Raw genomic sequence first — 20,954 nt, 5'->3', positions numbered from 1 at the left:
TTTCTAAAACCGCTACCAGCTCTCCCCCAGCCCGAGCAGCCCCAGAATCTGCTTGCGCAGGTCGACCAGATAAGGATCGTCGCGATGGCGCGGATAAGGGCGCTCGATGGTCAGTTGCGCCTTAATGGTGGCCGGTCGGTCGCTGAAAACGATGACACGATTGGCCAGCAGCAAGGCTTCTTCAACGTCATGAGTCACCAGCAATGCCGTGTATCCCTGACGTTGCCAGAGATCAATCAATTCCTTTTGCATGGTGATGCGCGTCAGCGAATCGAGTTTGCCAAGCGGTTCATCGAGAATCAGCAGTCGCGGTTCATTGACCAGCGCACGTGCCAGCGCCACACGCTGAGCCATCCCGCCTGACAATTGCCGCGGATAAGCGCGGGCAAAACTGCTGAGGCCCACCGTGGCCAACGCAGCATCAACTTTGCCGGAGTGGCTTTTGAGCAGCCCCTGAGCTTGTAGCCCTAGTGCCACGTTGTCCCAGACTCGCCGCCACGGATAAAGCGTCGGGTCCTGAAAGACCACCACGCGGCTCGGATCGGGGCCGCTGATCGCTAGGCCATCCGCCAACAAAGCTCCACTGTCAGCGGGTTCCAGCCCGGCAACCAGTCGCAACAAAGTGGACTTGCCGCATCCCGACGGCCCCAACAAGGCGACGAACTCGCCCGGAGCCACGTCCAGTGAAACGTTTTCCAGAACAGGCAGATGCTGACCGTCCAACGCAAATCCATGACTCAGATTTTCAATCCGCAACGTCAACCCGGCTGACGTTGAAACCGTTGAAGCAGATGCAGTAGCTACCATTTCATGGCTCCTTGTTGCCAGGCCAGCAGGCGATCACGTATGAGAAAGAGCCCCGAAATCAATCCGGAACAGGCCAGCGCCATGATCAGCAACGCCGCATACATATTGGCGTAGGCGGCCCAGCCTTGCGCCCATTGCAAGTACCAGCCAATGCCTGATTTCACGCCCATCATTTCAGCAACGACCAACGTGGAGAACGACGCGCCAAGGCCCATGAACAGGCCGACGAACACGTGAGGCAGTGCAGCCGGAATCGCCACGTTGAAAATCAGAAAGCCCGGTTTGGCGCCCAGCGTCCGGGCGACGTCGTAATAGGCCTTATCGACACTCGCAACCCCCGACCAGGTCAGCACCGTGACCGGGAACCAGGTGGCCAGTGCGATGAGAAACACGCTGGCACTCCAGCTGCTGGGGAACAGGAAGAAGCACAGCGGCAGTAATGCCGTGGACGGCACCGGGCCCAGAATGCGCAATACCGGGTGCAGCCAGTAGCCGATACTGGTTGACCAGCCAATCGCGACACCTGCAATAAACCCTGTCACTGCTCCCAGTGCCACGCCCGTGCCCAACAGCAACGCTGAATTGAGCAAGCTGTCGGCCAGCCGCGGCCAGTCTTCGACATACACATCCAGTAGCGCCTGCGGCGGCGCAAAGAACGGCACCGGCAACAAGGCCAGTTTGGCGGTGAGCAACTCCCAGATTCCCAACAACACTGGCAAGGCAATCAGCCAGGCACCTGCGGGATAGGCGCGGCGCTGCACAGCGGCAAACCAGCGACCCAAAATGCCCGCCAGGCCGATCAGCGCGGCGATCGCCAGGCACAGATTGGCCAGCCCCTGAGTCATGGGCCAGTTGCGGGTGGCATTAGGGAAATAAGCGATCAGCAGCGCGACGCCAATCCAGGCGACAACGGCCACCGTCCCCTGTCGCCAGAATCTGGCAGGTGCTCGCTCAAGCACCGCGATGTGCGGCGCGGCTTCAATTGAAGACATCGGCGGTAATCTCCTTAGAGAACGCTACGGCGTCGGTGCTCTTGCGAATCACTTCAACCGTCTGCAAATCGGTCACGTAGGTGACGATTTCCTTGGTCAAGGCTGCGCCAACCGCATGGTGGCCATGGGTGTGGTCGTGAAGAATGGCTTTCACTTCTTCAACCGACGTGTTCAGAGCGTGAGCCTGGAAACCCTTGGCGACGACTTCCGGATTTTTCACGGAATAGTCATGGGCTTCGAGAATGGCCTGAGTCAAAGCCGCCGCGACGCGTTTCTCGTCGCGCACCAATTTGCCGGTCACACCGACAACGCAGCAGCTGAGATTGGCGTATTCCTCGACCAGGTTGTTTGACAGTTCGCGGGCCTTGCCGCCCTGAATCAGGCGGTACATAAACGGGTCACTGCCACTGACTGCCTGCACTTCACCGCGCTCCAGCGCAGTGCCGAGCAGATCCGCTGGGTACAGCCGCCATTCGACGTCACGCACCGGATCAACGCCGTGCTTCTTGAGCAGGATGGAGAAGAAGTTACGGTCCGGGCTGGCCATGTCAGTGACACCAATGGCCTTGCCCTTCAGGTCTTCGAGCTTCTGCACCGGGCTGTTGACGGCACTGAGCAGACGCAGGCAACCACCGTGGGTTCCGGCGGTGAGCTTGACGTCGAAACCTTGCTCCAGCGCTTTGAGCCAGCGCAGCGCCATGCCGACCCCCGCATCCGCCTTGCCAGTGGCAATGGCTTCAAGCAGCACTTCTGTAGAGTTGCCGAAGTTGACCAGCTCCACGTCCAGATTATGTTTGGTGAAAAAGCCCCGCCCATGGGCAATCACCACCGGCGCCAGGCAGACCGCGTTGAGATTCACCGCCAGCTTGAGTTTGCGTGTTTCGGCAAGTTTGATGAATTCCCCGGTGCCTGCTGGCTCCGCATCACCGCCGCCAGCATTGTGCCCGGCATGCTCATCGGCAGCCCAGGCAAAACCGGGAACAGACGCCAGTAGAGGACTGGCCAGGGCAACGCCGGTCAAACCGAGCAAACGACGACGGGTGAGATGATCAAAAGCTGCCATGCAGGTATTCCTTGAGAAGTGATAAATCAGGCCGTCAGCCGAAATCCCTTTCTTATAACTTTTCTCAAGGTTTCCAGTGACTGGTTAAAACCTTATCACCGGATAATTTATTCCGAAAATGCATTTAAATTCTAAACTAATATGCAAATAGTATATCGAGACTGCCTGCCTTACTGATCATTCGGAAGGCTACCGCTACCATCGCCCAATGCTCGCTGCATCAACACTGTGTCGACCCAGCGCCCGTGCTTGAAGCCCACCGACTCAAAAACCCCGACCCGACGAAACCCCAGCTTTTCATGAAGCCGCAGAGAACCATGGTTTTCACTGTTGCCGATTACCGCCACCATTTGCCGCCAGCCGCCCTGCACGCAGTGCTCGATGACTGCAGCCAACAGTGCCTGGCCGATGCCTTTGCCACCCATGCCTTCAGCCATATACACAGAGTCTTCCGCCGTAAAACGGTAGCCGGGCCTGGGTCGATACAACGTGGCGTAACCGTAACCGACCACCGCTCCCTCCAGTTCGGCAACCAGATACGGCAACTTGCGCGACAACACTTCGGCACGGCGGCGCAGCATCTCCTCCACTGACGGCGGCTGTAGTTCGAAACTGGCAATGCCGGTCAGCACATGGTGCGCATAGATAGCCTGTACAGCGGGCATGTCATCCTCGCGAGTGGTGCGCAGGATTAGGTCGTGGTTCATCTTCGTTCTCGGTAACGATTGCAAGTGCGGCAATCATGCCGACCCTGTAGACCTTAATAAAGCTATGATTAATCATCCTCAGCATAAGTAAAACTTTGCCATGCAAGCGTTGAATCTGAATCACTTGAACAGTTTTTCCGAGGTCATTCATCAGGGCAGCTTTTCAGCCGCGGCCACTACGCTGAACCTCACCCAACCAGCGGTGAGCTTGCATATTCGCCTGCTGGAACAACGCCTCAACCTGCGCCTGATCGAGCGAGTCGGCAAACGTCTGAAACCGACGGCTGCCGGCCTGACCTTGCTGAGCCATATCGGTCGTATTGATTCGGTGATTGATGACGCGCTTCAGGATCTCGCCAGCCATGCTCAAGGCGTTGCCGGACAAATCGTAATTGGCACTGGCGCCACCGCTTGCATTCATCTGCTGCCGCCAGTCCTGAAAACCTTGCGCACGGCGTTCCCGAAACTGGATGTACGGGTTTGCACCGGCAATACCGAGGCCATCCTCAAGGCGGTAGAAGAAAATCGAATTGATCTGGCCTTGGTCACCTTGCCTGCAGCGGGTCGTAGTCTGCACTTCACGACGTTGCTGGAGGACGAAATGGTGGCAATTTTTGCCCCTGACCAGACCGGCCTGAAGCCGTCGATCAATGCCGACGCCCTGAGCAGTTTGCCGCTGGTGGTGTTCGAAGCGGGCAGCAGCACGCGCTTGCTGATCAATCAATGGTTCCAGCAAGCGGGTGTTCGGCCCAGCCCGGTGATGGAACTGGGCAGCATCGAAGCCATCAAGGAAATGGTCTCTGCCGGGCTGGGTTACAGCATCGTCCCACGTATTGCGGTGGCCACTGCTCACCATCGGCGTAACCTGCAAATCCGCAGCCTGACGCCACCTTTGAGCCGCGACCTGAGCCTGGTGCTGCGCCAGGACAAACCGGTCAATCGCGCGCTGCGTGAGGTGATTGGCGCGTTGCGGCGGCTAGAGATGTAAAGGTACGGCGCCCGGAAACCGAAAAGGAACGGTTTGAAATTCGGCGCTGCGGGAAATGCCAGGTTCGCCAGCCATCTTCACCTTGCAGGACCGGCTTCTGCCGGGAGGACGGTATTCAGGCGAAGAATGTTTGGTGGATATCCCGACGCCCTGCCGGTTGAAGCCGTTCCTGCGCACGAGCGCAATCTCATGTGGGAGCCGGGCTGAACTGCGATGAACGATGACGCGTTGAACCTGCTGAATCGTGGTGGCCCTATCGCGGGCAAGCCTCGCTCCCACGGATTTGTGTAAGGCTTCAGGTTCATGATGAGCCTGTGGGACCGACCGGGGTGGCGCTCCACTTCATTCGGGAAGGCGGCATTTCAAGCGATACATCAACTGCGGATGTACCGGCCCCTTCGCGAATGAATTCGCTCCCACGGATTTGTGTTTGCAGGCCAACATAGAATCTCCCACCGGATCTATGCAATCCCGTAGAACCGGCTTTAGCCGGGAGGACGGTATTTCAGGCGAAGAATGTTTGGTGGATATCCCGACGCCCTGCCGGCTGAAGCCGTTCCTGCGCACGAGCGCAATCTCATGTGGGAGCCGGGCTGAACTGCGATGAACGATGACGCGTTGAACCTGCTGAATCGTGGTGGCCCTATCGCGGGCAAGCCTCGCTCCCACGGATTTGTGTAAGGCTTTAGGTTCATGATGAGCCTGTGGGACCGACCGGGGTGGCGCTCCACTTCATTCGGGATGGCGGCATTTCAAGCGATACATCAACTGCGGATGTACCGGCCCCTACGCGAATGAATTCGCTCCCACGGATTTGTGTTTGCAGGCCAACATAGAATCTCCCACCGGATCTATGCAATCTTCCAGCTAAAGCCGGTCCTGCGGGGTTAATGGCCAGCGGGGAAGATTGCAGGCCAGCATGGAATCTCCAAGGTTGCGCAGTCATACCCATAGTTGTACGATGACTGTCAACATGTTGAGCCGTGCAGTTGCTGGTAAGCTCACATTACCGTCATCGAACGGTTGGCAGATCTCTAAGACAGGCAGCAGCCTGATTAAACCCGCAAATAAAAACAGGAGACAAAGATGCCTAATGTTCTCGGCCACAACTTCATCGCAGGCGCACGCAGCGCCCTTGGCGAGCCGCAACACAAAAGTCTCGATGCTACTACCGGTGAAGCACTGCCCTACAGCTTCTATCAGGCTACTGATGCGGAAATCGACGCCGCAGCACTGGCAGCCAAAGGCGCCTTTCTTGAATATCGCCAGCTGAGCCCGGGTCGCCGTGCAGAATTCCTTGATGCCATCGCCGACGAGCTGGATCAGCTCGGTGATGATTTCGTCGCTATCGTTTGTCAGGAAACCGCTCTGCCAGCCGCCCGTATTCAAGGTGAGCGCGGTCGTACCAGCGGCCAGATGCGTCTGTTCGCCAAAGTCCTGCGTCGCGGTGATTTCCTGGGTGCGCGCATCGATCTGGCACTGCCGGATCGCAAGCCGTTGCCACGCGTTGACCTGCGCCAATACCGCATCGGGGTAGGCCCGGTTGCCGTGTTTGGTGCCAGCAACTTCCCGTTGGCCTTCTCTACCGCAGGCGGCGACACCGCCGCAGCACTGGCTGCCGGTTGCCCGGTGGTATTCAAGGCGCACAGCGGTCACATGGCGACAGCCGATCTGGTCGGCTCTGCGATCATCCGCGCAGCAGAAAAAACCAAAATGCCGAAAGGCGTGTTCAACATGATCTTCGGCAGCGGTGTTGGCGAAGGTCTGGTCAAGCATCCGGCCATCAAAGCCGTTGGCTTCACTGGCTCCCTGAGCGGTGGCGACGCACTGTGCAAAATGGCTGCAGAACGTCCTGAGCCAATTCCGGTGTTCGCAGAAATGTCGAGCATCAACCCGGTCGTCTTGCTGCCTGAAGCGCTGGCTTCTCGCGGCGATACCGTGGCCAAGGATCTCGCAGCATCCGTCGTCATGGGCGCAGGTCAGTTCTGCACCAACCCCGGCGTAGTGATCGGCATCAGCTCGCCAACCTTCACCCGCTTCCTTGAGCAACTTCAGGAACACATGGGCGGCCAGGCTCCTCAAACCATGCTGAACGCTGGCGGCCTGCGCAGCTACAGCAAAGGCGTAGAGCATCTGCTGTCGCATCCAGGTGTGACTCATCTGGCAGGCAAACCGCAGGAAGGCAAACAGGCTCAGGCGCAGCTGTTCAAAGCTGACGTCAGTCTGCTGCTCAACGGCGATCCACTGCTGCAGGAAGAAGTGTTCGGTCCAACGACTCTAGTGATCGAAGTCGCTGACGACGCGCAACTGAAAAGCGCGCTGCAAGCCCTTCGCGGTCAACTGACCGCTACCCTGATCGGCGAACAGAGCGATCTGCAGAAGTACCAATGGCTGGTGCCGGTACTGGAAGAGAAAGTCGGCCGCATTCTGGTCAACGGCTACCCAACCGGTGTTGAGGTCTGCGAAGCCATGGTTCACGGTGGTCCATACCCGGCGACTTCCGATGCTCGCGGCACCTCAGTGGGTACGCTGGCGATTGACCGCTTCCTGCGTCCGGTCTGCTACCAGAACTACCCTGACAGCCTGCTCCCGGAAGCGTTGCAGAACGCCAACCCGCTGGGTCTCAAGCGTCTTGTAAACAGCGAGTGGAGCGATCAGCCAATCGCCTGAGACTGACCTGTTCAGTGCTCCGTAAAAGAAACGGCGCGACCTGACAGTCGCGCCGTTTCTTTATGTGAAAGCTGTGAAGAGCTGACAGCGCGTCAATGGGCGCTGCTGGAAAGCGCATTTTTTCATCAGGTGGAACACCATGAATCCCACCCCGATTTTCGAACCGGCAGAGGGCGATTCGTCCATAAGACGTCCGCGCAATCTGACACTGGCGCTGGTCAATATCCTGACCGGCATGATTGAAGACGGCCAACTCAAGGTCGGTGACAAGCTACCCCCGGAAAAACACATTACCCAAGAGCACCGCGTGAGTCGCACGGTGGTGCGCGAAGCCATTTCGCACCTGCAATCCCACGGTCTGGTAGAAACGCGGCACGGTATCGGAACATTTGTGGTTCGGCAGCGAGTCGATCAAATCGATCCTCAGGCAGACCGCACGCTTGGCGACGTGATGGCGGTCATCGAGTTACGTATCGGTATCGAAGTCGATTCTGCCGGCCTCGCGGCCCTGCGCAGAACCGAGGATCAACTGGCGCGCATGCAACAGGCGCTGAGCATCATAGAAGACCCGACTGCCAGCCGGGCCGAAGCGGCGGCCGCTGATTTTGAGTTTCATCAGCAAATTGCTCTGGCCACCGACAATCGCTATTTCGCGGATATCACCGAACATCTCGGCCTGACGCTGATTCCGCGTAACCGTCTCAACTCGGCAGCGCTGGCCAATACGGCCATCGAGGATTACAGCACCAGGTTGCGCCAGGAACATCACGACATCTACGCCACTATCGCCAACCGGGACTCAGACGGCGCGAAGGCTGCCATGCGCCGGCATTTGAGTAACATCCGTGAACGCTTGCGTGCGGCCTATGAAAGACAGGGGTCATAAACGCGGATCAAAAAACTGTAGCGACTGTCACGTCGCTACAATTTTACGAGCCTGAAATTTACAGGGCGAATCGTCCCACCAGCCTGTTCATGTCAGCCGCCAGACGCGACAACTCGGAACTGGCCGCTGCGGTCTGATGGGCTCCTGTTGCACTCTGAATTGACAGATCACGAATACTCATCAGGTTGCCGTCCACCGAACGAGCCACTTGGGCTTGCTGCTCGGAAGCGGTGGCGATCATCAGGTTCATTTCGTTGATTTCATTGATGGCCTTGGCAATCAAGGTCAACGCCGCGCCCGCTTCATGGGCCACACCCAACGTGCCTTGGGCCTGCTCGCAGCTCTCGCTCATGGCTTTGGTGGCCTGTTCGGTGCCCTTGAGGATGTCACCGATCATTTGCTCGATTTCCTGAGTGGAAGTCTGAGTACGATGCGCCAGCGCCCTCACCTCATCGGCGACAACGGCAAACCCTCTGCCCTGCTCCCCGGCTCGTGCCGCTTCAATGGCTGCGTTCAAGGCCAGCAGGTTCGTCTGCTCGGCAATGGTACGGATCACGTCCAGCACCTTGCTGATGTCCTTGGACTGTACCGCCAGACGCTGAACATCACCGCTGGTATTCTGCACGGTCTGACTGAGTCGCTCGATGGCAGTGACGGTGCTGGTGACGCGCGAAGCGCCAGTGCGGGTTGCCTGATCAGAAGCCTTGGCAGCGTCAGACGCCGAAGCGGCATTACGGGCGACTTCATCAACAGCCGCAGTCATTTCATTGACCGCCGTCGCCGCCTGGTCGATTTCGGTGTTTTGACGCATCAACCCTTTGCTGGATTCTTCAGTCACAGCGTTCATCTCCTCGGATGCCGAGGCCAGTTGAGTGGCTGAATCACCAATCAGCTTGATGGTGTCGCGCAGGTTGTTCTGCATCTGCTGGGTGGAGCGCAGAAGGTCGGCAAACTCGTCCTTGCCATTGATCGTAATAACGGTGCGCAGATCACCTTTGGCGATCATGTCATTGACCCGCAACATTTCCCGCAAAGGCACAACAATACTTTTAGTAAATAAAACCGCTAACACAATGGTCGCCAGTGCGGCGGCAACAATAATAAAAATGACAAACATCAAACCACTTTCATAAGACTGCTGGGACGCTTTACCCGCATTGCCCGCCTCGTCAATATTCATCTGGACAAGCCCGGCCACTGCTTCTTCCAGAGGCCGCGTAACCGGCGTCACATTACTGGATATATAAGCCAATGCCTCGGCAGCTGCACCTCGACTTGCAAGGGCTGAAACGCCATCAAAAGCGGTCAACATTTTTTCAGAGTTTTCAGAAACGGCTTTGAATAACTGGCCTTCCCTGTCGCTCGCAACAAAAGGGGCGTAAGTCTGAATCTGCTTTCTCAACTCATCACGCACGCTGTTGATCGTCTTGACAGTTGCGGCGATAGCCTCGGGATCGGTCTGGGAGACCAGTCGACGGTTCTCAAGGCGCAAGCGCAGCATGGCTGCGTTGATCCGGTCAGCGACCACGATACTGGCCAGCGCGTCATTCTCCAGATCCTCAGCCGACGCGCGGATTTCTCCCATTTTCCATACGGACAACCCGCCCAGCGCAACCAACAGAAAAGCGATAAACATGAAGCTGAGTGTCGCGCGCACCGATACCTTGAGGTTTCTCATTAACAGGCTTCCGTTTCAGATTTATTAGCATTCAATATGAAACTATCGGCCATTGAAAATTAAGCTTGAGGGCATCTTAAAAATTGCAGTAGCACACTGTTTATTGGCATTAATTAAAACACCTTACCCCTATTAAATTATTCGGCACATTGAAAGCTGGTTGAAAGAAACAAGGCATTTGAACGGAAAAAGCCTTTGAAACGGCGCGTACGTAAGCTATTAAAAATAACAGTAATAAATACTTTAACTGATCATGCGGTCAGCTTTTTTATTTTCCAGGCCCTGTCATGCTATCAACTGACGACCACTAATCGGCAAGGTCGAACTTGACCCGCGCGCCTGTCTCAAAGGTAAGCAGGCGGGCAATCGTCCGCCGATGTCCAAGAGGTAGTGTCATGGAACTGAGCAAATTGGCTGATCAGGTGAAGAAAGGCGAAATTGAAGCGGTGCATCTGGTCACGATGGAGGGAGGGTCCTACGTGATGCACGCGATGAAGGGCGGCAAATCCCAGCCCATCATCGATGCAAAGGGTGGCACGCTGCATATCGCGTCACTGGAAGAAGCACGCAAGAATCTGAAGGGCGTGCCTGAAGTGCCGCTGTTCCTCGTTCAGCCCGCTGTCTACGACGAGATGGTCGGTCTAGGTGATACCGACCGACAACCCAATCGCGAGCCGATTCCCTGGCACTCAAGCTTGTGAAGAAGGGGCAACATCAAGCGGGTTCATGCCAACGCTGTTCAGCTCATCGCGTAATTCACTGATGAGCGCCAACACGTCGTGCTGGGTTTTAACCTGATCCAGCGCAATGCCAATGACCATCAGGTCGACGCGTCCTGACTCTCGATCATAGATACGAACGCTGAGGGATGCGTCTGCGCTGATGACGCATTCGCACGCCAGCGGCTCAAAGCTGCCTTCGATTTCCTGGCGGACCTGCGACAGCCAGCTCAACGCCGATCACCTTGTACTTGCGAGCTCTTAAAAGTTTGCAACTGCTGCCCCTGACGAGGTCCGGAAATGGACCGTCAGGGTAAAGAAAACAGCGCTGGGATAAACAGACGAATTTGTACTGGTAGCACTAGTGCATTCGCACCATCAGCCTAGTGCAGTGGCTTGCGGCCATCACTGGTAAACAGCGCCCGCTCCCTTGCCCAGACAATGGCTTCGGCCCGGCTGTGAACGCCAAGTTTGGAATACATGGTCGCTACGTGATTGCGCACCGTGTTGGGCGCAAGCTTGAGGCGTGCTGCGATTTCCTTGTCGGCCAGTCCCTCGCAAATCAAGCCCAGTACATCCTTTTCCCGAGCCGTCAGGTCTGTCAGCGAACTGCCTGGTAATTGCGGCGCCTTGCCTTTCTTCACGTTGGCGAGTTTTTCAATCAACGAACGGGCAAACCAGGAGGCGTCCTGCATGACCTCTTCGATGGCCGCAATCAGTTCCAGATCGGATCGCTTGCGCTCGGAAATGTCCATCAGCACCAGTAAATAGCAGGGCGTATCCTGAATAACGACCGTATCGGCGGACAACATACAGTCGATGATCTCGTCGCCACGCTTGCGTACTTTGACCTCCATTCCCTCGATACTGCCGGTTTTCTTCAAGACCTCGAAAATCTGCTGGCGACTGCTTTGATCGTCGATGAAGCCAAGTTCATCAACGGATCGTCCGGTCAGCTCCTGAGCTGTAAAGCCGGTGGTGCTGATAAACGCATCATTGACCTCAACCACAAACTGCGACTCGGCGTTACACACCAGAGTCGGGACAGGGGTCAGACGAAACGCTTTGGCAAAGCGCTCTTCGCTTTGTCGCAGCGCGGTCTCAACCTTGCGACGGGGTTCCATGTCCATGAAGGAAAACAGCATGCAGTCGTCTTCGCTGATGTCCAGCGGCTGTCCGGCAACGATCACCATCTTGCTGCCGCCGTCGGGCAGCTTCAACTCGGCCTGCATTTGCGGGATGGTGCCGCCGTCGTTGAGCCGCTCGATGGCGAGGTCTTTGCGCTCTGCATTCTCGAGCACATCAAGTTCATAGACTGAACGGCCAATGACTTGCTCGCGGCTGTAGCCGGTCATCTCCAGAAAGCCCTGATTGACTTTGATGTAGCGCAAGTCGCTGAGCCTGCAGATAACAGCGGGTGCCGGGTTGGCCGCGAAGGTTCGCTCGAAACGCTGCTCGGCGCTGGCCAGTTCGGTGGCGTCGGTGATGATCAGGGCCATCAGTTCCGGCTCGCCAGAACGTCCTTCCAGCACCATGCTGCGCACCCGGTGCACCCAGCATTTTTCGTCGTTGCCCGCTGGCCTGACTTCCACCACAACGTCGCTGAAGGATTCCCCCTGAGCGATCCGGCTGATCGGGTAGTGATCCAGCGCAAGCGGATGATTATTGCGGTAGCGCAGGTGAAACCGCGATGCATATTCCCGGACATTACGACCCAGTTCCTTGACGTGCTTGACGCCGTGCATCTCCAACGCGGACTCATTGGCCCACAGAATGCTTTGATCCAGCTCGATCAAAAGCACGCCGTCCGACAGGCCTCCAATGATGCTCTGCAGTTGTCGACGATCGGTTTCTTTCTCAAGGACTGCCTGACTCATGGTTCCTCCGTTCCATGCCAACGAGCGCCCGGCACGCCGCTGAAGCTAGCTGTTCAGCCACGGCGGATCATTGCCCAACGTCGGTATGACAGTGGACCTTTGTCGGGAATTCCAAAGAATTCAAGGCGGTCCGGCTGGAATGCAATTTTTTGTGGGAGCCGTGCTTGCCCGAGATAAACGATAACGCGACATGCCTTCTGGCCGCGTCTCATGTATCGCGTGCAAGCAACGCTCCCACAGACGATCGCCAAATCCGTAGGAGCGCGCTTGCCCGCGATTCAGGCACTGCGGTGTATCAGGCATACCGCGTTATCGTTCTTCGCGGGCAAGCCACGCTCCCAAAGGTGATCGCGCTATCCGTAGGCCCGGCTTTAGCCGGGAGGGCGTCGGGACATTCACTACATACTCTTCGTCAGAAATACCGCTCTCCCGGCTAAAGCCGGTCCTATGGGATTGCAAGCAAACATAGAATCTCCCACAGGTTCTGCGTACTCCCAATTAGTCGCATCCAGATGAAAATTTCCGCGGCCGCAAACCTTTTCCATAACGGCAGCTCAAAGCTCCATCATCGACTGACCGAGACATCCCGTGGACGCCAATACCCAACGCCGCAACAACCGCTCACTGGATGCCCTGAATTTCTTTCTTGCTGATGTTCGCGACGGGCTCGGGCCGTATCTGGCTATTTATCTTTTGGCAGTCCACCAATGGGACCCGGCAAGCATTGGCATTGTCATGACGGTGGCGGCGATCGCGGGTCTGGTGACCCAGGGACCGGCAGGCGCATTGATCGACAGCACTCATTACAAACGAGCCGTGGTCGCAATCGCTGCGCTGCTGGTAACGGCCAGCTGTCTGGTGCTGCCCTTCACCTCCTCAGTCAGCCTGATTGCGATAACCCAAGCGGTCAGCGGGATCGCCGCGTCAGTATTTGTTCCGGCAGTTGCTGCCATCTCCCTGGGTATCACCGGCCCCAAAGCGTTTACCCGGCGTACCGGACGCAACGAGACCTTCAACCATGCAGGTAACGCCTGCGCAGCGATGCTGGCTGGCGGCTTTGCTTACCTGTTTGGTCCTATCGCGGTGTTTTATCTGATGGCGGCGATGGCCGTCGCCAGCGTCATTGCAATCAGTTGCGTGTCGGCCAAGGCGATCGATCATGATGTAGCCCGCGAACTGAGTCATGGAGATGCACAGCACGGCGCTCAGCCTTCCGGCTTCAAAGCATTGGCAAGTAATAAAACACTGCTGTTGTTTGCCGCCTGCTGCGCCCTCTTCCACCTGGCAAACGCGGCGATGCTGCCGTTAGTGAGCCAGAAGCTGGCACAGGTGAACCTGCATTTGGCCACACCGTTGACCTCGGCCTGCATCGTCGCTGCCCAGTGGGTCATGGTGCCTGTCGCGCTGCTGGTGGGTGCAAAGGCTGATGTGTGGGGACGCAAGCCACTGCTGCTGGCAGGCTTTCTGATCCTGCCCATTCGCGGCGTTCTTTATGTGCTGTCCGATAACCCTTTCTGGCTGGTCGCCGTGCAACTGCTCGACGGTATTGGCGCGGGATTGTTCGGCGCGTTGTTCCCTCTGGTGGTCAAGGACCTGACGCAAGGGACCGGGCGGTTCAGCGTCAGCCTCGGGATCATCTCGACAATATTCGGGCTGGGCGCGGCGTTGAGCAACGGACTGGCCGGGATCATCGTCCAGAACGCGGGCTATAACGCCGCTTTTCTGACCCTGGCTGCCATTGCTACAGCCGCACTGCTGTTGCTGCTGGCGATGCCGGAAACGCTGACCGCCAAGGAGCATCCGGGAGAAGAGACAGACTCGGCCCTCCCGGCCGCCTGACGCAGCATTACATCACGTCCTGACTGGGCGCTCGCTGCGTGCCCAGTCAGTCACCAGACTGTAACCCACAGCCAACAGCGTCGGGCCGATAAACAGGCCTATGAAGCCGAAAGCCAACAAGCCACCAAATACACCCAGCAACACGATCACCAGCGGCAGGTTACCGCCGCGACTGATCAGGTAAGGCTTGAGCACGTTGTCCACGCCACTGATGATGAACGTGCCCCAGATGGCGAGGAAAACGGCCATGCCGTAGTTGCCATTCCACGCCAGCCACGCGGTCGCAGGAATCCATACCAGCGGCGGGCCCATCGGAATCAGACTGAACATGAAGGTCATGATGCCAAGCACCAAGGCACCCGGCACCCCGGCAATCAGAAAACCGATCAACGCCAGCACAGCTTGTGCGGCGGCGGTGCCGATCACGCCGTTGACCACTCGCTGGACGGTGCCTGCCACCAGATCCAGATAATATTGCGCCCGGTCACCGATCAAACGCTCCAGCAAGCGCAGCACAAAAGCCGCCAGTCGCGGGCCGTCCCGGTAGAAGAAGAACACGAACACCAGGCTCAGGGTCAGCTCAAGAATCCCGCCGCCGATCTGCGCACTGCGCGCCAACAGCCAGTTACCCACCTGGCCGAAATACGGCTTGAGGGTGGTCATCATCGCCGCGCCCTGCTCGTCGATGCTGTTCCAGAATGCGACTAGCCGCTCGCCAACCAATGGAACGCTGCCCAGCCAGCCGGGAGGATCGGGCAAGCCGTCGACCTGGATATCCTTGACCAGTGCTGTCGCGTCACGCACATGATCAGCCAGATTGAAGCCGAGCCAGACCAGCGGCGCAGCGACCAGAACCATCCAGCCCAGACTCAGGATCAAAGCCGCGAGGGACTCGCGGCCGTTTAGCCAGCGTGTCAGCAGGCGCATCAGTGGCCAGCTGGCAAATGCCAGCACCGCGCCCCAGAACAGCGCCGACCAGAATGGCGCCATCACCCAGACACAGGCACCGAGCAGCGCAAGGAGCAGAATCTGCACCAACAGGCGATCGTTATTGAACATGAGCGTTTTCCAAAAGAAGGGTCAGGACATCAGAAGTGAAGCATAACGGCGAACAATGACGACGTCAGTGTTCGCCGCGGACCAGCCTATGAGCTGCGTTCAGCGAATGAGTTCGATAAGCAGGCCAGGTGTGTCGCCGTTCCCCGCTTCCAGACGGGCCGCTCGCACGCCCTTACTGACCAGCGCCTCACGCCAGGCTTCGGCTTGCGGGCCAGATACCGTGGCACGCAGGCTGCTGTCGAGATTAAGACCGCGGGACAGTAGGGTCAGCCATGCGTCCTGAGGGGCACCCACCAGTTTGGGTAGCGCCAGCTTGCCGGTGCTTTTCAATTGCCGAAGCAGCGTACCCGACGTAGGCATAAGCTCGCCCAGTGGCGCGGCGGCGTCGAATTGTTCCACATGCAGATAGGCTCGGCGATTACCCCGGGTGATGCTGTAGAGAGCCACCAACGTGTCGGCTTTTGGCTCGGCCAGACGCAGCAAAAGATAAGCCTGTTGCTCGTCTGCGCCATACAATTTGGAGTTGCCGAATACCTCGTTGGCCCACAGGCTGCTTTCACCGCAGTCCCGGGCCTGACACCAGAACAACAACTCCGCATTTTGCGCCTGCAAGGCTTCACGTGCAGCCGTGAAGGCCTCATAAGAGGTACGTTCAGCAGGCAACTGATAAGTCACGCCAGTGACGTTGCCCCTCGCGCTGACCTGACCGTCAAAACGCAACTGGCCGCTGATCTTGCGGATCGAGCCCATGGGATAGATGCGTTCCAGCTCGGAAGCCGGACGATAATCGACAATTTCGGCGTCGGTGAGCCTTGGCACTACCTGCAAATCACCGCTGCCGGGGACGTCCGCCGCCCATAACGACGTGCTGAGTAAAGATGCACACAACGTCACTCCGAGCGTACGGGTAAAACCAATACGCGCGCTCATCGCGGCACGTTCGGGAAAATAGCGTTAACGGGCAGTTCAAAAAGTGCAGCGATACATAGATCCATCATGATTGATTCCTGTTTCAACTCGCCCAGCCTCGGCAGTTGCCCCTCGCAAGTCAAGGCGTAGCGAAGAAGCGATTGAAACAGTCTGCAACAGCGCCTGCCCCGGCTTCGTCGTTCAAATGCAGATGATGGCCTCCTGACAGGCTCGCCACCTCAAAAGGCAGCCTTGAAAGCAGCGATTCGTTCTGTGCCAGCAACCCTTGAGAAGCTACTACCAAATGTGTCGGACAGCGGATTGCCTCGACGAATGCCGTGGCTTGCTCACGGGTTATGCGAATCGCAGACGGCAGAGTCAGCCGTCCGTCACTGCGCCAGGTGTAACCGCCCGGAACCGGCATCAGGCCGCGCTGGGCCAGCAATTCGGCGGCTTCACGGCTAACGGCGACTGCACCTTTCATTCGCGCGCAAATAGCTTGCTCCTGATCGGGGTAAACCGGTTTGCGCTTGTTGACCAGACGCAGTTGCGCCTGCAATGACTTGCCCAGTTGCCCGGGCGCATTATCAGCATCGCCCGTCGGGGGAATCAGCCCGTCAATCAAGGCCAGTCGCGAAACACGCTCTGGCACCGCTGCGGCGAGGAACACGGATATGATTGCACCCAGAGAATGACCGAGTAGCGAAAACTGCTGCCAGCCCAGTTGCTCGGCGACTTGCAGCACATCGTGAACGTAGTCCGCCAGCGCATAACCTGCACCCGGCGGCCGGTGACTGGAATGACCATGCCCCGCCAGGTCCAGCGCAACGATGCGCAAGCCGTCAAGCCGTGGCGCCAGACGCGCAAAGCTATTGGCATTGTCGAGCCAGCCATGCAGCGCAATCACCGGCTGGCCGTCTTCGGGACCATACAAGTGGGCAGCCAGTTCGATATGCGGCAAGCTCAGGCGGACTTCCTCCACAGAATGGTTCATACCCCAGCGCCTGCGGTCCAGCGGCTGAACAGCGATTTGAGCAACTGTGCCGTCGCCTCCGGTTGCTCGAGTGGAAACATATGGCCACCGGGCATCGACAGATATTCCCCCAGCGGCATGCGCCTGACAGAACGTGCATGATGGCGCATCACAACGCGACTGTGCTCACCACGGACCATTGCCAGCGGGAGTTTGAGCTGGCGGGAAAGACCGGGGCTGGTGTGCGGCACACTGCGGTAAATACTGATTTCCGTGGCAGCGTCGAAACGTAGCCGTAGCTGTTCGCCGTCGCTCTGCAAACCATGCTGCAGATAGGCGTCGAAACACTCGGGATCGAAGCGGCGGAACAGGGTTTTGCCGGAGAAGTAACGACGCGCCGACTCAAGATCTGCAAACGCCTCGCGACGTCCCAGCGTGCGTCCGGCCGGGGTAATGCGGTCAATGAAACCAAATCGTTTGGCGGCGCGGATCATCCATTGATCAGCCAGAGTCAGCACTGGCGAATCGAGCATGACGACGCCGCGATAAAGCTCAGGACAGCGCATCGCGGCGTGCAAGTGCAATACGCCACCCAGAGAATGACCAACTCCCCATACGGGTTCGGGCTGCTCGCGCAAATGGTGAATCAGCTCGTCCACCAGATTCAGCCAGTTATCATCCACCGGAAAACGCGGGTCGTGGGCATGTTGCTCCAGGTGGCTCACGATGTAGTCCGGCGCCAGCGCGGAAAACAGTTTGCCGTAGGTGCCTGACGGAAAACCGTTGGCGTGAGCGAAGAACACCTGTTGCGACATGCCGGAGCACTCATTGAACCAGATCAGTGGTGATTGTGCGCAATGAGCCGATCACTCGGCAATGATCGTAACGGCCATCGAACATGACGATCCGGCCACCGCCCGGCACAACAGGCATCTAGCGTGCGGGAGGTTCCTGCCCCAGCGGTACAACCGCAACAGTCAGCCGGGAGATGCAACTGGCCTTGCCCTCCTCGCTGGTCAAACGGATATCCCAGACATGGGTGGTGCGACCGATGTGTACCGGGTGCGCCACGGCCGTCACCCGACCACTGCGCACGCCACGCAGGTGATTGGCGTTGACCTCGATGCCGACACAAAAATACTTGCTGGTATCGATGCACAGATAGCTGGCCGAAGAACCCAGCGATTCTGCGAGCACCACCGACGCACCGCCATGCAGCAGGCCGTAAGGCTGATGAGTCCGCTGGTCGACCACCATGCTGGCGGTCAGGGAGTTCTCGGTGAATGATTCGAAACGAATATCGAGCAGTTCAAGAATGGTGTTTTTACTCTTGGCATTGAGTTGCTCAAGGTCCGGAGTTTCGTGCCACAGGCTCATAGTCAATCCTTGTCATGAAGCGCTCGAACGCTGAGCGCCGGGAGTTCATCTGCCTTGCTGTTATCACACAAAATGCAATCGAATGTTTTGTGTAGGAGATTGCTCTGTGCCCTGACACAGCGCTGTCGCGAAGCAAACACGGCCCCTGTAGGAGTGAGCTTGCAGATAGACAGCGCGGTGTCAGGGCAAAGGGCAATCTCTTATCAAGATAGCAATAATCAAACGTGCCGAACGCTCAACAACTCCATCGTTCCGGCCAGTGCAAAGTCACCTTTCAATTCCGCCAGACTGGCCGTACTCATTGGCTGAGATTGTTGATGACTGCCGTGCACCGCAAGACCGATAAGGGCCCCCACCAACGGTTGATGGCTGACCAGCAACACATCCTCGGCGGCATAAGCGTCCAGTTGAGCAAGCACCTTGCCTGGATCACTTTCCGGAACAAGCCACGGCACTGTGACCACGGGCTCACTGAAACCCAATGCCTTATGTACCAACTCGGCGGTCTGCTGCGCCCGCACATAGGGACTGGCGAAGATTCGCGTCAGAGGCTTACCCAACAGGTGAGCTGCACTTTGCAGCACCTCCTCACGACCATGGCCTGTCAGCTCGCGTTGCGCGTCACTGCGCGCATGCGCCTGCGCTTCACCGTGACGCAGCACCCATACCTTCACAGCTTGGGCTCCTCATCACGCACCGGGTGCGCGGCAGGAGGAACACTGTGTGGCTTTTCGCCTTCCGGCGCACGAGGAGTCGGCCAGTCAGCAAACGGCCAGGGTTTCTGATCACTGTGGAACGTGCCGAAACGGCCGATCTGCGCAAGAAACTGGCTCAGGCTGTCACCGAAATTCATCAGGCTGCCACTCGGTGCCCCGTAGATCAGGCGATAACCCAGCTGGACCAGCACCACGCCTGCCAGCAGCAGTTCAGCCAATTGCCAGATCACCACGAACAGCACCATCCAGAGGATGCGCAATAAAATGGACTCATCTTGCTTGATTTTGGACTCGTTCAAGATCTTCTCCCTGTATGAGTGTTTCAGTTGAAACCGGTGATGGAGATGAAGTCCACATCCGTTTTCGGCTCGGCACGCATCAACTGCTCTATGACCTGACTCAGCGTACGGCCCTCGAAAAGAATTGCATGCAGGCCCGCGACCAGTGGCATATATACCTGCAGCTCATCAGCCTTGACCTTGAGTACTTTGAGGGTATTGACCCCTTCGGCGACTTCACCGAGCCGATTGACCGCCTCTTCAAGACTCAGGCCCTGCCCCAGCGCAAAACCCACCTGATAATTGCGACTCTTCGGAGAAGAGCAGGTCACGATCAGGTCACCGACGCCCGCCAGCCCAAGAAAGGTCATGGGGTTGGCACCCTGGCTGACCGCAAAACGGGTCATTTCCGCCAGCGCGCGGGTGATCAGCATGCTCTTGGTGTTTTCGCCCATGTCCAGCGCTACTGCCATACCGGCGATGATCGCGTAGACGTTTTTCAGCGCCCCGCCCAGCTCTACACCAAAGCGGTCGTTGCTGGCGTAAACCCTGAACGTCCTGCCGTGCAGCACCTCCTGAACCTGCATACAGAGGTCTTCGTCTTCGCTGGCGACCACAGTTGCAGTCAGTGCATGCTCGGCAATTTCTCGCGCAAGATTGGGACCGGACAGCACGCCAATACGGGCTTGAGGCGCAATGTCTTCGATGATCTGGCTCATCAGTTTGAAGCTCTGCGCTTCGATGCCTTTGGTCAGGCTGACCAGCATCTTGCCGGTCAGACGCTCTACATGCGGCGCAAGTACGCTGCGCAGCGCGCTCGATGGCAGGGCGACAAAAACCAGTTCGCATTCATCCAGCGTCGCCGCCAGGTCTGTGACTGGTTCAACCAGAGGCAGGATTTTAATGCCTTTGAGGTAGCGAGGGTTCTCGCGATTGACACGAATGGCCTCGGCCTGCTCGGGGTCGCGCATCCATTGACGGACGGGACGGCCATTCTCCGCCAGCAAGTTGGCCACTGCGGTACCGAAGCTGCCGCCACCTAGAACCGCAACAGGTTGCTGTGTGGTCATAAAGACATCCATTTAGAGCCATCTCATCTGGCGATGGCGGCATTATACGGAGCATGGCGATGGCGGCCAGTGACAACCTTCATTGCCAGGTGGTTCTTGGTTGTTGAGGCCAACATTTTTGATGCTGTTTACATATCCGTTATCGTGTTGATGGCTGATATTGGTTGCGCTTTTACAGCGCCTCACTTTTGATAGAGCGCAAAAGTAAGCAAAACGCTCTTGCCCCACCACTCGGCACCTCGCTGGTGCTCGGTGTACCCGCCCGCAGATCCTGAACCGTGGGCCGCCGCAACGGGCCATCCATGGCCCAATGCGGCTAACCCGGCGTCCTGCCGGGTTACCCACG

Annotated in this window: 20 protein-coding genes; 5 read left to right on the top strand and 15 right to left on the bottom strand. The window is 57.7% G+C overall.

Annotation, left to right across the window (positions count from 1 at the left end; all coding sequences use genetic code 11):
- Window positions 1–12 precede the first annotated feature (12 nt).
- From KDX30_RS13540 to KDX30_RS13525, 4 genes are all read right to left on the bottom strand, one after another.
- Complete coding sequence (locus tag KDX30_RS13540; protein WP_231676274.1) at window positions 13–807, bottom strand: ABC transporter ATP-binding protein; 795 nt, start codon at window positions 805–807, stop codon at window positions 13–15.
- Window positions 801–1,799, bottom strand: coding sequence for an ABC transporter permease (locus KDX30_RS13535; RefSeq protein WP_231676273.1), 999 nt, complete (start codon window positions 1,797–1,799; stop codon window positions 801–803). Before KDX30_RS13535 ends, KDX30_RS13540 begins: the two co-directional genes overlap by 7 nt.
- Window positions 1,786–2,862: an ABC transporter substrate-binding protein gene (locus KDX30_RS13530; protein ID WP_231676270.1), complete on the bottom strand. Its 1,077-nt coding sequence runs from the start codon at window positions 2,860–2,862 to the stop codon at window positions 1,786–1,788. Before KDX30_RS13530 ends, KDX30_RS13535 begins: the two co-directional genes overlap by 14 nt.
- 170 nt (window positions 2,863–3,032) lie before the next feature.
- Window positions 3,033–3,569 (bottom strand): GNAT family N-acetyltransferase, encoded by a 537-nt coding sequence (locus tag KDX30_RS13525; protein WP_231676268.1) that lies wholly within the window; start codon window positions 3,567–3,569, stop codon window positions 3,033–3,035.
- A 100-nt stretch (window positions 3,570–3,669) separates the two neighbouring features.
- Between KDX30_RS13525 and KDX30_RS13520 the strand changes: the two genes are divergently transcribed.
- The 3 genes from KDX30_RS13520 to KDX30_RS13510 all read left to right on the top strand — a co-directional run bounded on the left by KDX30_RS13520 (window position 3,670) and on the right by KDX30_RS13510 (window position 8,113).
- Entirely contained in the window at window positions 3,670–4,557 is an 888-nt protein-coding gene (locus tag KDX30_RS13520; RefSeq protein WP_231676265.1) for a LysR family transcriptional regulator, read from the top strand.
- 1,086 nt (window positions 4,558–5,643) lie between these two features.
- On the top strand, window positions 5,644–7,227 hold the full coding sequence (locus KDX30_RS13515; protein WP_231676263.1) for an aldehyde dehydrogenase (NADP(+)): 1,584 nt from the start codon (window positions 5,644–5,646) through the stop codon (window positions 7,225–7,227).
- A gap of 139 nt (window positions 7,228–7,366) precedes the next feature.
- Window positions 7,367–8,113, top strand: coding sequence for a FadR/GntR family transcriptional regulator (locus tag KDX30_RS13510; RefSeq protein ID WP_231676261.1), 747 nt, complete (start codon window positions 7,367–7,369; stop codon window positions 8,111–8,113).
- 58 nt (window positions 8,114–8,171) lie between these two features.
- On the opposite strand, the gene KDX30_RS13505 is transcribed toward KDX30_RS13510, so the two are convergent.
- Entirely contained in the window at window positions 8,172–9,791 is a 1,620-nt protein-coding gene (locus tag KDX30_RS13505) for a methyl-accepting chemotaxis protein (protein ID WP_231676259.1), read from the bottom strand.
- Between the two features lie 395 nt (window positions 9,792–10,186).
- Between KDX30_RS13505 and KDX30_RS13500 the strand changes: the two genes are divergently transcribed.
- Window positions 10,187–10,492, top strand: a complete 306-nt coding sequence (locus KDX30_RS13500; RefSeq protein ID WP_122396896.1) for a DUF6482 family protein — start codon at window positions 10,187–10,189, stop codon at window positions 10,490–10,492.
- Here the strand turns inward: KDX30_RS13500 and KDX30_RS13495 are convergent.
- Together KDX30_RS13495 and KDX30_RS13490 are read right to left on the bottom strand one after the other, a co-directional pair.
- Window positions 10,481–10,744 (bottom strand): DUF1652 domain-containing protein, encoded by a 264-nt coding sequence (locus tag KDX30_RS13495; protein ID WP_231676256.1) that lies wholly within the window; start codon window positions 10,742–10,744, stop codon window positions 10,481–10,483. The genes KDX30_RS13500 and KDX30_RS13495 overlap by 12 nt on opposite strands.
- Window positions 10,745–10,893: 149 nt before the next feature.
- Window positions 10,894–12,387, bottom strand: a complete 1,494-nt coding sequence (locus KDX30_RS13490) for a helix-turn-helix transcriptional regulator (RefSeq protein WP_099270824.1) — start codon at window positions 12,385–12,387, stop codon at window positions 10,894–10,896.
- Window positions 12,388–12,975: 588 nt separating this feature from the next.
- Between KDX30_RS13490 and KDX30_RS13485 the strand changes: the two genes are divergently transcribed.
- Entirely contained in the window at window positions 12,976–14,226 is a 1,251-nt protein-coding gene (locus KDX30_RS13485; protein ID WP_231676255.1) for an MFS transporter, read from the top strand.
- A 12-nt stretch (window positions 14,227–14,238) separates the two neighbouring features.
- On the opposite strand, the gene KDX30_RS13480 is transcribed toward KDX30_RS13485, so the two are convergent.
- The 8 genes from KDX30_RS13480 to KDX30_RS13445 form a co-directional block, all read right to left on the bottom strand.
- Entirely contained in the window at window positions 14,239–15,285 is a 1,047-nt protein-coding gene (locus KDX30_RS13480; RefSeq protein ID WP_099270823.1) for an AI-2E family transporter, read from the bottom strand.
- A 99-nt stretch (window positions 15,286–15,384) separates the two neighbouring features.
- A complete protein-coding gene (locus KDX30_RS13475; RefSeq protein WP_231676252.1) occupies window positions 15,385–16,215 on the bottom strand; it encodes a DUF4892 domain-containing protein in 831 nt (276 codons plus the stop codon).
- Between the two features lie 118 nt (window positions 16,216–16,333).
- The gene (locus tag KDX30_RS13470; RefSeq protein WP_231676250.1) at window positions 16,334–17,188 is read right to left on the bottom strand and encodes an alpha/beta hydrolase; all 855 of its coding nucleotides are present in this window, start codon (window positions 17,186–17,188) and stop codon (window positions 16,334–16,336) included.
- Window positions 17,185–17,982, bottom strand: coding sequence for an alpha/beta fold hydrolase (locus KDX30_RS13465; protein WP_099270820.1), 798 nt, complete (start codon window positions 17,980–17,982; stop codon window positions 17,185–17,187). Before KDX30_RS13465 ends, KDX30_RS13470 begins: the two co-directional genes overlap by 4 nt.
- A 118-nt stretch (window positions 17,983–18,100) precedes the next feature.
- A complete protein-coding gene (locus KDX30_RS13460; protein ID WP_027897938.1) occupies window positions 18,101–18,544 on the bottom strand; it encodes a hotdog fold thioesterase in 444 nt (147 codons plus the stop codon).
- 218 nt (window positions 18,545–18,762) lie between these two features.
- The gene (gene sixA / locus KDX30_RS13455; RefSeq protein WP_099270819.1) at window positions 18,763–19,218 is read right to left on the bottom strand and encodes a phosphohistidine phosphatase SixA; all 456 of its coding nucleotides are present in this window, start codon (window positions 19,216–19,218) and stop codon (window positions 18,763–18,765) included.
- The gene (locus tag KDX30_RS13450) at window positions 19,215–19,559 is read right to left on the bottom strand and encodes a DUF4389 domain-containing protein (RefSeq protein ID WP_263267396.1); all 345 of its coding nucleotides are present in this window, start codon (window positions 19,557–19,559) and stop codon (window positions 19,215–19,217) included. The genes sixA and KDX30_RS13450 overlap by 4 nt, the downstream gene beginning before the upstream one ends.
- A gap of 23 nt (window positions 19,560–19,582) precedes the next feature.
- Window positions 19,583–20,608 (bottom strand): NAD(P)H-dependent glycerol-3-phosphate dehydrogenase, encoded by a 1,026-nt coding sequence (locus KDX30_RS13445; protein WP_122708780.1) that lies wholly within the window; start codon window positions 20,606–20,608, stop codon window positions 19,583–19,585.
- Window positions 20,609–20,954 lie beyond the last annotated feature (346 nt).

Origin of the sequence: Pseudomonas quasicaspiana, from assembly GCF_021147825.1 — a bacterium.
GTDB classification, from domain to species: Bacteria; Pseudomonadota; Gammaproteobacteria; order Pseudomonadales; family Pseudomonadaceae; genus Aquipseudomonas; species Aquipseudomonas quasicaspiana.
This window is presented reverse-complemented; position numbering and strand designations above follow the sequence as displayed.